Here is a 12,531-nt window from a genome sequence, read left to right as displayed (position 1 = left end):
TGTCCAGCAGCCCCTTGGGCGCCCAGCCGTTGACCTCGGCGGCCAGCTTCCAGCCGAGGTTGAACGCGTCCTGGACACCGAGGCTGAGCCCCTGCCCGCCGGCCGGCGGGTGGATGTGCGCCGCGTCGCCGGCCAGCAGCACCCGGCCCGTCCGGTAGCGCTCGGCCTGCCGGGTGGCGTCGCCGACCCGGGACAGCCAGCGCGGTGAGTGCACGCCGAAGTCGGTGCCGGCATACACCCGCAGCTGCTGCTTGAGCTCCTCGAGGGTCGGCGCCGTTGCACGGTCCTCGGCCACGCCATCGGCGGGCACGATGATGCGGTACACCCCGTCCCCCATGGGGACGGTGCCGAACCGTGCGTGGACCTTGCGGGCCTCGGCCGTGATGGCGGCCACCGTCGCCGGTTCCTCGGTCACCTCCATATCGCCCAGCAGCGTCTCGACCTTGGCGGGCTCACCGGGGAAGCCGACGCCGAGCAGCTTGCGCACCGCGCTGCGGCCGCCGTCGCAGCCGACGAGGTAGCGCGAGCGCAGCCGCGTAGTGTCGGCCAACTCGACGGTCACGCCGTGTTCGTCCTGGCTCACCCCGACCAGTTCGCAGCCGCGCCGGATCTCGGCACCGAGTTCTACGGCGCGCTCATTCAGCAGCCGTTCGGTGACGGCCTGCGGAGTCGCGAGGCCGAACGGGTGCGCGGTGTCCACCAGGTCCGGCCGCAGCTTGACGAGGCCGCCGAAGTCGCCCGTCCTGTACGGCTCGCTGACCGCGAGGAACCGGTCCAGCAGGCCACGTTGGTCCATCACCTCGACGGTGCGCACGTTCATCCCGCGCCCGCGGGACTGCCCGGCCGGCTCGGTCAACTTCTCGAGCACGACCACGTGCACGCCGTGCAGCCGCAGCTCCCCGGCCAACATCAATCCGGTCGGTCCACCGCCGGCAACGATGACGTCGATCACGACAACCCCCCATTTCTGCAGGTCCTGGCTTTGTCCGGCGATTCTGCCGCACGATGGGGATCTTGCCGGTGGCCAGGTCGAGGCCGGCCAACATCCGCATCACGCCCCCGTACCGGTTGTAGGCGGCCCGGCGACCTTCGATTACCCGGCCAACGATGCGCGACGAGCCACTAGCTGTGCTGCGCCGGTATGGGCAGCGGCTTGGCGCGGCACGTCACCTCATGCGTCGGGACGGTTCCGTTCAGGAGGTAGGCGTCGACGATGCCGTCGACACAGGAATTGCCGTTCTGGTACTGCCCGTGGTCGCCGCCGCCCGTCACCGTGACCAGGCGTGAGCCCCGCAGCGCCTTGTGCGCCCGCACCGCGCCCTCGTAGTACGTGGCCGGGTCATGCACGGAGTTGAGCATCAGCGTGGGGGGCAGGCCCTTGCCGGTGACCTTCACGCGCGGCGCGTCCGACTCCGGCCAGTACACGCAGGTCGCGGCGTAGGCGAGCTCCCGTGCCCCGACCAGCGGGTACTTCTTGGTGTCCTTGGCGCTCTGCCGTATCCAGTGGCCGAGATCCCGGCTCCACGGGGTGTCGTTGCAGGTGACCGGGAAGTACGTGGCGGCGAAGCCGGGAGACAAGTAGGTGGCGAAGGCCTGCTGGACGAGCCGGCGCTCGGCCGACGTCGCCCTTTCCCAGTGCTCCAGGGCAGCCAGCACGGACGCCAGCTGACCCCACTGCCGGTCAGCGTTGTACATCCCCTGGAGCGTGGCGTTGTCGAGCTGGTTGGGCCCGATCGTCAGCGAGCCGATCGTGATCGGGCGGTCGTGCAGCGCCTTGCGGCGCGCCTCCCACCTCGCCTTCGCTTCGGCGGGGGTGCTTCCGTAGTGGTAGACCGAGTCGTACCTGGCGATCCATGGCAGGAAGTCCTGCTCGAAACGGCGCTGGAAACTCCTCGGTTGCCCGAGTTCGGCCTGCTGCCAGGTGTCATGGAAGGGCAGATTGCTGTCCAGCACGGCGCGCTCGATGTGCTGCGGGAACTCCGTCGCGTAGTACGCGCCGAGCCAGGTGGCGTACGACGGCCCGTAGTACGAGATCTTCTGCACGCCGAGCAGTGCGCGGAACAGGTCCATGTCGTGCACGGCCTGGTCCGTGGTGAGGTACTTGAACAGGTCACCGCTGCGCTTCTGACAGCCCTTCGCGAACTGCCTGGACCGGTCCACCACGCCTTGGACCGCCGCGGGCGAGCGGTCGCGGAAGTCGCCCGCGTAGAAGTCCCGGAACTCGGCGTCGGTCTGGCATGTCGCGTGCGAGCTGCTGCCGACTCCCCGCTGGTCGAAGCTGACCACGTCGTACGCGGCACCGACCGCGGGCGACGCCTTGACGAAGTCCGCGGGCCGTGCGAGCCCCGAGGCGCCCGGTCCGCCGGCGGCCATCATCAGCACCCCACGGCGCTGTGCCGGGTCGGCGGCCTGGTGCCGGGACACCTCAATGGTCAGGTCCGCGCCGGTCCCCGGGTGGCGCCAGTCGCGGGGCACGGTCATTGCCGCGCACTGAAGCGAAGGATCCTGGTCACACGGCTTCCAGCCGAGCCGCTGCCCGGCATAGCGCGCGGCCGCGGGCGAAGAGCTGCTGTGCGCACCGCCTGCCGGTGCGGACCGCACCGTGGCGGCCGGGGCGACGGCAGTCGCGATGGCCGTGGCCACCACACCCGATACGGCGGCCACGGGCCATCGCGGTTTTCTGAACGTGGACATCGAACCTCCCGGCGGCCGCGCTCGGCTGCGCAGCGTCTGATGCGATGTTCGGGCTCCGGCAACCCGCAATCGATCATGCTGGTTGCCGTCTTGGGGGTGGTACCAGCACCACCCCGGCCGTCCTGTCTGCGGCGATCACCTGCTGGTGTACCAGCCAGGGGCCAGTAGCCTCGGGAACTTTCGGTGCCACGTGAGCAGTCGGAGGCCCGCCCATCGACCATGGCAAAATCAACCAGGTGCAGATCGGGATACTTGGACCATTCGAGGTTCGTACGGATGACGGCGTCCCGGCCGATGTGCCGGGTGCGCGGCTGCGCGGGCTGTTGATCGCCCTCGCGCTCGAACCGGGTCGCGTAGTCCCGAAGGCGACGCTCGTCGACTGGATTTGGGGTGAACAGCCGCTCTCCGACGCAGCGAACGCCTTGCAACGCTTGGTGTCCCGGCTGCGGAAGGCGCTGCCGGGAGGGTTGGTCGAGGGGCAGCCGGACGGCTACCGGTTGAGGGTGGAACCCGACGCTGTCGACGCCGTGCGGTTCGAACGCCTCGTCGGCCAGGCCCGCAATGACGAGGACCCACGGGGGGTACGGCTGCTGCGTGAGGCCCTCGCCTTGTGGCGCGGTGCGGCCATGCAGGACGTCGGTTTGCCGGACAGTGCAGCGTTTGATGCGGCGGTCACCCGGCTCGAGGGGCTACGCCTGGCTGCCATGGAGGATCGGTTCGATGCGGAGATCAGCCTCGGCCACGGCGTGAAGCTGGTCACGGAACTGACCGACTTGGTGGCCGCGCATCCGGTACGGGAACGGCTTGTCGCTGCGTTGATGCGTGCCCTCGTTGCGACCGGTCGCGACACTGAGGCGCTGCTCGTGTACCAGCGCACGAGGGAAACCCTGGCCGACGCGCTGGGCGTCGACCCCTCACAGGAGCTGTCCGCCGTGCATGTCGCGCTGCTGCGGGGCGAGTTGGGGCGGCGGGAGGAGGACCGTAAGACCAACTTGCGTGCCGAGCTGACCAGCTTCGTCGGCAAGGACGCTGATGTCGCCGCGGTCCGCGAACTCATCGCCGAACATCGGCTCACCACCCTCATCGGGCCGGGCGGCTCGGGGAAGACCAGGCTGGCCACCGAAACCGCGCGCCCGCTGCTCGGCGACCTGCCGGACGGGGTCTGGCTGGTGGAGCTCGCAGCCATCGGCGCGGACGGTGACGTGGCGCACTCGACGCTCGCCGCGCTCGGCCTGCGGGATGCGCTGCTCGGCGAGGCACCGGACGCGGAGCCGACGGACAGGGTCATTGCTGCGGTCCGCGAGCGGGCGATGTTGCTGATTCTGGACAACTGCGAGCATGTGATCGAGTCCGCGGCGGCGTTCGCCCATCGGGCGCTCGGGGAGTGCCGGCGGCTGCGGATCCTCGCGACGAGCAGGGAATCCCTCGGCATCACCGGTGAGGCACTGTGGCCGGTCGCGCCGTTGGTCCTGCCCGCCGAGGACGCCGACCCCGGCGAGATCGAGTCCTCTCCGGCCGTCCAGCTGCTGCAGGACCGAGCCGGCGCGGTGCGCAAGGACCTCGCGAGGGACGCCCACACAGTGTCGGCCATGGCGCGCATCTGCCGGGCGCTTGACGGTATGCCGCTGGCAATCGAACTCGCCGCGGCCAGGTTGCGCACCATGTCCCTCGATCAGCTCGCCCATCGGCTCGACGACCGGTTCCGCCTGCTCACCGGCGGCAGCCGCACCGCGCTGCCGCGGCACAGGACGCTGCGTGCGGTGATCGACTGGAGCTGGGAACTGCTCACCGACGCCGAACGGATGGTGCTGCGCAGACTCTCGGCGTTCTCCGGTGGTGCGAGCCTGGAAGCGGCCGAGCGGGTCTGCGCCGGCGAGGGGGTCGAGGCGGGGCAGGTACTCGAGTTGCTGACCGCGCTGACCGAGAAATCGCTGGTGCTCACCGAGGGCGACGGAGCGCCGCGCTACCGGATGCTCGGCACGATCAAGGAGTACGCCGGGCAGCGGCTCGCGGAGGCGGGGGAATCGGATCCGGCGCGCCGTGCGCATCTCGCGTACTTCACCGAACTCGCCGAAACCGCGGATCCGCATCTTCGCCGGGCCGAGCAATTGGAATGGCTTGCCGCGCTCGAGGCCGAGCACGACAACATCGGTGCCGCGATGCGCGGTGCGCTCGCGGCCGGTGAGGCGCAGGGGGCGATGCGGCTCGCAGCGGCCGCTGGGTGGTACTGGTGGCTCGGCGGGCACAAGGCCGAGGGCAACGAGCTGATCATGGCGGCCACTGCCATGCCCGGCGAGGTGGCCGACGAGATCCGGGCCATGGTGTACGCATTCGTCGTACAGCTCGTGCTCTCCGGGCTGGGTGATCAGTACCAGGCGGAGGAGTGGATCCACAAGGCTTACGAAATCAGCCGGCGGGTGCAGAGCCGTCACCCGGTGCTGGGGTTCGTCGCCGCACTGGAACGCATGGTGCGAGCACCGGAAGCGTCCGTGTCCGCGTTCGAACCGCTGCTCACGGACGAGGACCCCTGGGTACGCGCTCTTGCCCGGCTGCACCTCGGCAAGATGCGCATCATGCTTGGCCACGACGGCCGGGACGCGGACGCATATCTCGAGACGGCGCTCACCGAGTTTCGTGCGCTCGGCGAACGGTGGGGGATGTCGTTCGCCCTGACCGAGCTGGCGAATCGGATCGCTGTGCGCGGCGAGTTCGCCGGTGCGTGCGCGTACTACGAAAAGGCGATCGCGGTCGTCACCGAGGTCGGTGCCATCGAGGATGTCGTGGGGATGCGGTCGCGGCAGGCCCAGTTGTACTGGCTGTTGGGCGATGAGGACTCCAGCGCGGCTGCCATGGCCGAGGCGCAGCGGTCCGCGGAACGCGTCGCCTGGCCGAATGCGCTGGCCGAGCTGGCCCTGGCGAAGGCGGGGCTCGCGCACTGGAGCGGCGACGCCGAGCAGGCACACCGGCAACTCGACGTCACGACTGCGATGCTGGGCGATGACGCCGAGCGGGCAAACGTCCGCGCGGTGATACAAGACCTGCTCGGCTACCTTGCCGAGGATCTCGACGAGGCCCGCGAACACCGCATCGCGGCCTTCCATGCGGCGTCCGAGGCGGGGCATGCACCCCTGATCGCGCACGTGCTCGTCGGGATCGCGGATCTGGCGCTGCGTGACCAACAGTACGAGCAGGCCGCGCGGCTGCTCGCGGCGAGCGCCGGTGTGCGCGGTCTGCCGGATCGTTCCCAACCGGATGTGGCCCGGATCGAGCGGGCCGCGCGGCGTGGCCTCGGTGACACGCGGTTCACCGAGGCGACGCAGGACGGGGCGCAGGCGAGCTGGCGTGAGGTGGTCGCGGGCACCCTCGCTCGTTGACCTCCGGCGGAAGGGGCCGCTGATGCGGGTCCTGGCCGCGCTCGGCCTGTCAACTGACGTGCTCGGGCGACGTTTTACCGGGCCGTTTCCGTCCAGGTGACCGGCAGTTCGTGGACGCCGTAGATCCGCATGGTGGTCCTGAGCTTCACCTCGCCGGCGGGGACGGCGAGCTTGAGGGTCGGGAAGCGACGCAGCAGTCCGTCGAATCCGGCGCGCATCTCGATGCGGGCCAGTTGCTGGCCGAGGCATTGGTGGACGCCGTGGCCGAAGGACAGGTGACCGCGGGCCTTGCGGTGGATGTCCAGGGTGTCGGGGTTGTCGAAGCGCTGGGGGTCGCGGTTGGCGGCCAGCAGTGAGACAACGACGGTCGATCCCTTGCCGAGGGTTTCGCCGCCGAGTTCGATGTCCTCGGTGGCGTAGCGATAGAGGGAGAGGGTGTCGACAACGGACAGGTAGCGCATGAGTTCCTCGACGGCACCGGGCAGCAGATCCGGGTCGGCGCGCAGTTCGGCGAGCTGCTCGGGGTGCTCCAAGAGCGCGAAGGTGCCCAGCGCCAGCATGTTGGCGGTGGTCTCGTGGCCCGCGAGCAGCAGCAGGAAGGCGACGCCGGTCAGCTCATCGATGGCGAGGTCGTCATGGCGGGCCAGGTCGGACAGGATGTCGTCGTCGGGGGTGGCGCGCTTGCGGGTGACCAGTTCGGCAAGGTACGTGGTCAGTGCGGTGTACGCGGCGATCTTCTCGTCGAACGGCAGCTCCGTGTCCAAGAACTTGGCGGAGTTGACCTGGAAGTTCTCCCGGTCCGCGTAGGGGACACCGAGCAGTTCGCAGATCACCAGCGAGGGCACCGGCAGCGCGAACTCCTTGACCAGGTCGACCGGCGGGGCAAGACGCTCCAGCTCGTCCAACTGCCGCTCGACGACGTCGACGATGCGCTCTTCGAGCTGCTTCATGCGATTGACGGTGAAGGCGCCGGTGAGCTTGCGCCGCAGCCGGGTGTGGTCCGGCGGGTCCATGGCGATGAACACGCCCGGCACCTGCGGGGACGGTTCGGTAGCGGCGGGCATGCCGGGGATCTCGATCGGATCGTGGAGAACGCCGATGTCCTGGCGGGAGCTGAACCGGGTGTCGGCCATGAGCTGACGGGCCGCGTCGTAGCCGGTGACGATCCAGCCCTCGTGACCGTCGGGGAAGACCATGGGACTGACCGGGCGAGCCTCGCGCAGCCGGGTGATGGCGCGGGGCGGGTCGAAGGGGCCCGCATCGCGCTCGATGGGGAGGCCGTGCGGGAGGGAATCCGTCTGACTCATCGGGCTGCCTTTCGTGGCGGTTGATGCGGCAACACTCGCCGACGGACCTGACACACGACTGACACGGCTCTGACACCGAAGCAGCGCCGACCTCAAGTGCCCACCCCAGTAGGCGCTTCACACCGGAAATCCAGGCCGCGGGAAGCCCTACGGGGTCGGCCGAGGGCTGAGGGGAGCTCCATAGGGCCTTCTGCTGGTTGACCTGGATCCACTGGACAGGTCCTAGCGGTTGGGATCCTGCCGCTGGTGGCGCGCGAGGTCGCTTTCCGGGTAGTCGGCGGAGTCGGGCTCCTCGAAGTCGAGGATGTCCTCGCCGTACAGGTCCTGCACCCAGTTGGCCTGGTAGATGGTGTCGAGGTAGCGCTCGCCGAGGTCCGGGGCGATGGCCACCGCGGTGAGCCCGCGGGTGTCGTGCCGGGACAGCCAGCCCATCGCGCCGCTGACTACCGTGCCGGTCGAGCCGCCGAAGAGGAATCCGTGCCGGGCCAGCCGATGGCAGGTGCGGACGGTGTCCGCCTCCGTGACGTGGACCGCCTCGTCCACGAAGGACTCGTCGAGCAGCGGGGGGCGGACGCTCATGCCCAGGCCGGGGATCATACGGCGGCCCGGCGCATCACCGAAGGCCACCGACCCGACGGGGTCCACCGCGATGATCTGCACCGGCCGGTGCCACTGACAGAAGTAGCGTGCGCAGCCCATCAGGGTCCCGGTGGTGCCGGCGCCGACGAACAGGACGTCCAGGTGCGGGAACCAGCGGGCGATCGCCGGTGCCGTCGTGCGGTAATGCGCCTGCCAGTTGGCCGGGTTGGTGTACTGGCTGAGCCATACGCACCGCTCGTCGGAGGCGCACAGTCCGCGGATGTAGTCGAGCCGTGCGCCGAGGTAGCCGCCGTTGGCCTCGTTCGCGGCGACGACATGGACCTGGCTGCCCAGTGCCTCCATCATCAGCCTGGTCGACAGATTGCAGCGGGAGTCCGTCACGCACAGGAATCTGTAGCCCTTGCTCGCCGCGATCATGCTCAGTGCCACGCCGAGGTTTCCGGACGAGGACTCGACCAGGATCGAACGCGGAGTCAGGACGCCTTCCCGCTCGGCTGTCTCCACCATCTCGGTCGCGGCCTTCAGCTTGATCGAGCCGGTGAAGTTGAAGCCCTCGCACTTGAGGAACAGCGACTGCCCGAAGACGGGTTCGAGGTCAACGTAGAGCTCTTCCTCGTTGAAGGCGTAGGGAACGGATATGACTGGCACGATGGTCTCCTTCTCTGGAGCGGAGCACCTTCGGAATGTCCATGTGACCGTGGCGGCGGGCTTCTCCTGTGCCGGGCGCCGGTGCGTCCGGCCGTGCCGACGGGGAGGCCTGCCGGCCGCCGCGGTGTGGTGCGGTTCGGCCTGTGGCAATGGGGCCGCTGATGTCACCTGGGGTCACTTCCGTGGGGTCCTCCTTGTCGCCTCGACAGCGAGGTATCGGCGCTCATCCGTACCGGCGCAGTTCGTGGAAGAAGCCGTCGATGGTCTGCAGCTCTCCGGAGCGGGCCACCTCGTCGTAGACGTACTTGCCGACCGCGAGATCGAGCACGCCGAGGCCGAACGGTGAGAACACCGCGGGCCGGTCCGGAGGAGCCGTCACCCGCCCGTTCATCACGTCGTCCAGCGTGCCGTGCACGAAGTCCCGGTTGCCCGTGAGCTGCTCGGTCAGATGGGGCGAGGTGCCGGCCCGCAGACAGTGCTCGATGTCATCGACGATATTGGTCGAGGCCAGCAGGATCTGCGGTGCGAGGTCGCGCAGGGACACATGCAGGACCACCGGGTTGTGCTCGAACCACGAGGGGTCCTCGACATGCGGCTCACCGGCGACGGTGGCGAAGACGACCAGGTCGCTGTAGCGGATCAGCTCCTCGGCACTGTCGTGCACGGAGATCCGGCCGGGGGTGCCGGACTGCTCCAGGTAGAGGCGGAAGCCGGCCGCGCTCTCGGGGGACACGTCGTGCACGCCGATCTCGTCGAACGACCAGCCGGTGCCTTCCAGGAACGTATGGATGTAGCGGGCGATCAGGCCCGCCCCGAAGAATCCGACGCGCATCGGCCGTGGACGTCCGCGGCTGAGCCAGTCCGCCGCCGACGCCGCCGACGCGGCGGTCCTGGTGGCGCTGATGATGGAGCTTTCCAGGCAGGCGAACGGATAGCCGGTGACGGGATCGTTGAGGATCAGCACGGCGGAGGCCCTGGGGATGTCGGACGCCACGTTCTCCGGGAAGCTGGAGATCCACTTCAGGCCGTCCACCCGTGCCTGACCGCCGATCGAGGCGGGCAGCGCGATCATCCGCGAGGAGCGGCGGTCGGGAAAACGGAGGAAGGAGGACGGAGGGTTCACCGAGTCACCGGCGCCATGCAGCCGGTAGGTGTCCTCGACCACCTCCACGATGTGCTTCTCTCGTCCTTCCAGGGCGGCCCGGACCTGTCCTCCCGGGATCACCGCGAACGGTGGCACGGCGAGCGGTCCGGTCATGGCGGACGGTGCGCTGGAGCGGATGGTGTTCACGGAAGGGTCACCTCGATGGTCGGTGCGCTGTCGGCCAGGCGCGTGGGATCGGCCATCGCCACGACCACATCCCGTGGCCCCTCGAACGGCTCCCTGCTGTGCGCGGTACGGACGTTGTCGACTAGCAGCAGGTCACCGGCCTGCCAGGGGCGGCGCAGGGTGTGCGCCTCGTAGACCTTGTTCAGCAGCTGGACGGTGTCCTCGGTGAGAGGGTCGCCATTGCCGTAGCGGGTGTTGAACGGCAGCCCGTCGGCGCCGTACTCGTCGATCAGGTACTCCCGCACCTCGGGGGCCAGCGTCCACTCGTTGAGGAACGCGATCTGGTTGAACCAGCAGCGTTGCCCGCTGACGGGGTGGCGCACCACCGCGCTGCGGCGCTGCCGGGTGCGCAGTCCGCCGTCGGGCTGCCATGCGAACGCGATGGCGTTGGCCCGGCAGTAGCGCTCGATGGCGTCCCGGTCGTCGGTGCCGAACGCCTCCGGCAAGGAGGCCCCGATCTCGTCGTGGTAGTTGCGGGTGAGCAGCCAGCCCTCCCGCTCGAACCGCTCGGTCAGCTCGGCCGGCAGCGCGTCGAGCACCGCCGTGGCGTCCGCCACCCCGGTCGCCCCGCCTTTGGTGGGCGCGCCGAGACACGCGAACAGCATCAGGCCGGGGAACTCCAGCGTGTAGCTCAGTTCGTGGTGCATGCACATCGGCTGGTTCGGCGGCCACTTGGAGGACGAGTAGACGCCCTCGGAGTAGGTGTGCCGGGGGGCGAAGGATTCCCTCTCCGTCACCGGCACGGCGTCCAGTTGCCGGACGATCGCGCCGACGTCGTCCGCGTGGCGCAGCCCGAGGCCGCGGACGAGGACCGCACCGCGTTCGGTGACGGCGGCGCGCAGCGCGTCCCGGTGCGCGGCCGCCCAGCCCGCCGCGTCGTCGGTGCCCTCGGCCCACAGCATCGCCGTGGTACCGGCCGGCGACTCCAGATCCGGCAGTGCGGGCGGGAGTGAGGATGTCATCGTGACGTTCCTTTCGGTCTGGGGCAGCCGGTCCGGGTCAGGAAGCCGGCCATTCGGCGGCACGCAGCACCGCCTTTGCCGCCTCCGTCGCTCGCGTATGAAGGAAGTACGGGCCGCCGTCGGCGAGTTCGTGCAGGTCGACGCGCTCGGCCAGGAGCAGCCAGTCGCGGTGGTGTTGCGGGAACTGAGCAGTGCCGGGGTCGTCGGCGGCGACGACCACGGTGACCGGCGCGGTCAGCTTCCCCGCCGGCGGGCTGTCCAGGGCGTCGGCGAAATACCGGTGTGCGGCGATGCAGTCGCGCCGGTATGCGGCGGGCGCACGGTCGGCGCGTTGCGCGTCCCGTACGGGGCGGCCGCCGTCTGCGTTCCATGCTGCGGCGAGTTCGGCGTCCCCGCACTCGGTGAGGCCGGCCACGGCGGCGTGCCGGGCGGCGGCGTCACCCAGCAACTGCGCGCCGAGAAAGACCCGTTGGACGTCCACTCCGCGTTCCTGGAGTCTCCTGGCGGTCTCCACGGCGCACGCGGCGCCCGAAGCGTGGCCCCACAACAGGACGCCCGTCAGGCCGCGCCGGACGATCTCGGCGGCGGCCCGCTCGGCCACCTGTGCCGTCGCCGCGGACGGCCCCGCCGCGTCGTCCGTCGCGGGGCCGGGCGGTTCGACGGCGTAGACCGCCGGCCCGCTGCCCCGCAGCGCCGTGGCGAGCGCCCGGAAGTCCTCCGCGCCGCCTCCGGCGCGGGGGAATCCCACCAGCGCGCCCTGCCGTTGCCCCTGGTCCGGCTCCGACAGCGACCGCAGCGGCTCGCCGTCCGTCGTGGCACGGCTCTCGACCAGCCGCGCCAGGTCGGCGAGGACGGGGTGGCGGGTGAGGTCCTTGGGAGAGACCACCCGGTCCAGGCAGATCGCGACGCGTACCGCTGTCAGGGAGGTGCCGCCGAGGTCGAAGAAATGGTCCTGGCGTCCGATCCGACCCTCCGGGATACCGAGGGTCTTGGCCCATGCGGCCGCGAGCCGTCGTTCTGCCGGTGTGCCGGGCGGGTGGTGGTCGTCCTCGGCGGTGTCGCCCTCGTCGGCGAGTGCGTCCGGGGTGAGTGCGGTCAGCGTCTTCTTGTCGGTCTTTCCGTTGGCGGTCAGCGGCAGGCTCTCCCGCCAGAGGAAGGCCGACGGGACCATGTACGCGGGCAGGGACCGGCTCAGGGTGTCCTGCAGCGCGTCGTCCTCCAGCGGGCGCGGAGCGGCGTAGTAGGCCACCAGCCGCCGGCCGTGACCGGTGTCCTGGGAGACCACTACGGCGGCGTCGCGGATACCGGGGACCCGTAGCAGGGTGCTCTCGATCTCGCCGATCTCGATCCGGAAGCCACGGATCTTGACCTGGGCGTCCCGGCGGCCGAGGAAATCGAGTTTCCCGTCCGGCAGCCAGCGCCCGTGGTCGCCGCTGCGGTAGAGCCGTCTGCCGGGGTGGTGCGGATCCTCGGTGAAGGCCGACCGGGTGCGCTCGGGGTCGTTGACGTATCCGCGGCCGACGCAGACTCCGGAGAAGACGATCTCTCCGGGGGCGCCGAGCGGCACCGGAGACAGGTACTCGTCGACGATATGGATGTGCACGTTGTTGACGGGT

8 protein-coding genes are annotated in these 12,531 nt (G+C 70.0%); 1 reads left to right on the top strand and 7 read right to left on the bottom strand.

The window, feature by feature from the left end; translation table 11 throughout:
* Together AB0D04_RS40620 and AB0D04_RS40615 are read right to left on the bottom strand one after the other, a co-directional pair.
* On the bottom strand, positions 1-952 hold a 952-nt coding region (locus AB0D04_RS40620), incomplete at its 3' end, for an FAD-dependent monooxygenase (protein WP_362712436.1).
* A 170-nt stretch (positions 953-1,122) separates the two neighbouring features.
* Positions 1,123-2,694, bottom strand: coding sequence for an alpha/beta hydrolase (locus tag AB0D04_RS40615; RefSeq protein WP_362712435.1), 1,572 nt, complete (start codon positions 2,692-2,694; stop codon positions 1,123-1,125).
* Between the two features lie 236 nt (positions 2,695-2,930).
* Here AB0D04_RS40615 and AB0D04_RS40610 point away from each other — a divergent pair, with 236 nt between their 5' ends.
* On the top strand, positions 2,931-6,068 hold the full coding sequence (locus AB0D04_RS40610; protein ID WP_362712434.1) for a BTAD domain-containing putative transcriptional regulator: 3,138 nt from the start codon (positions 2,931-2,933) through the stop codon (positions 6,066-6,068).
* Between the two features lie 74 nt (positions 6,069-6,142).
* Here the strand turns inward: AB0D04_RS40610 and AB0D04_RS40605 are convergent, their stop codons facing one another.
* The 5 genes from AB0D04_RS40605 to AB0D04_RS40585 all read right to left on the bottom strand — a co-directional run.
* On the bottom strand, positions 6,143-7,375 hold the full coding sequence (locus AB0D04_RS40605) for a cytochrome P450 (protein WP_362712433.1): 1,233 nt from the start codon (positions 7,373-7,375) through the stop codon (positions 6,143-6,145).
* A 222-nt stretch (positions 7,376-7,597) separates the two neighbouring features.
* Positions 7,598-8,623: a 2,3-diaminopropionate biosynthesis protein SbnA gene (gene sbnA / locus AB0D04_RS40600; RefSeq protein WP_362712432.1), complete on the bottom strand. Its 1,026-nt coding sequence runs from the start codon at positions 8,621-8,623 to the stop codon at positions 7,598-7,600.
* 223 nt (positions 8,624-8,846) lie between these two features.
* Positions 8,847-9,881 carry a 2,3-diaminopropionate biosynthesis protein SbnB gene (sbnB, locus tag AB0D04_RS40595; protein WP_362712437.1) on the bottom strand — a complete coding sequence of 345 codons (1,035 nt, stop codon included), beginning with the start codon at positions 9,879-9,881 and terminating at the stop codon, positions 8,847-8,849.
* Positions 9,882-9,910: 29 nt separating this feature from the next.
* Positions 9,911-10,915, bottom strand: a complete 1,005-nt coding sequence (locus AB0D04_RS40590; RefSeq protein WP_362712431.1) for a TauD/TfdA family dioxygenase — start codon at positions 10,913-10,915, stop codon at positions 9,911-9,913.
* A 37-nt stretch (positions 10,916-10,952) separates the two neighbouring features.
* A partial coding sequence (locus AB0D04_RS40585) for a thioesterase domain-containing protein (protein WP_362712430.1) occupies positions 10,953-12,531 on the bottom strand: 1,579 nt, incomplete at its 5' end.

The sequence above is a fragment of the Streptomyces sp. NPDC048483 genome (assembly GCF_040651455.1).
Taxonomy (GTDB): domain Bacteria; phylum Actinomycetota; class Actinomycetes; order Streptomycetales; family Streptomycetaceae; genus Streptomyces.
The sequence above is the reverse complement of the archived record's forward strand: the minus strand, read 5'-3'. Positions and strand labels throughout refer to the sequence as shown.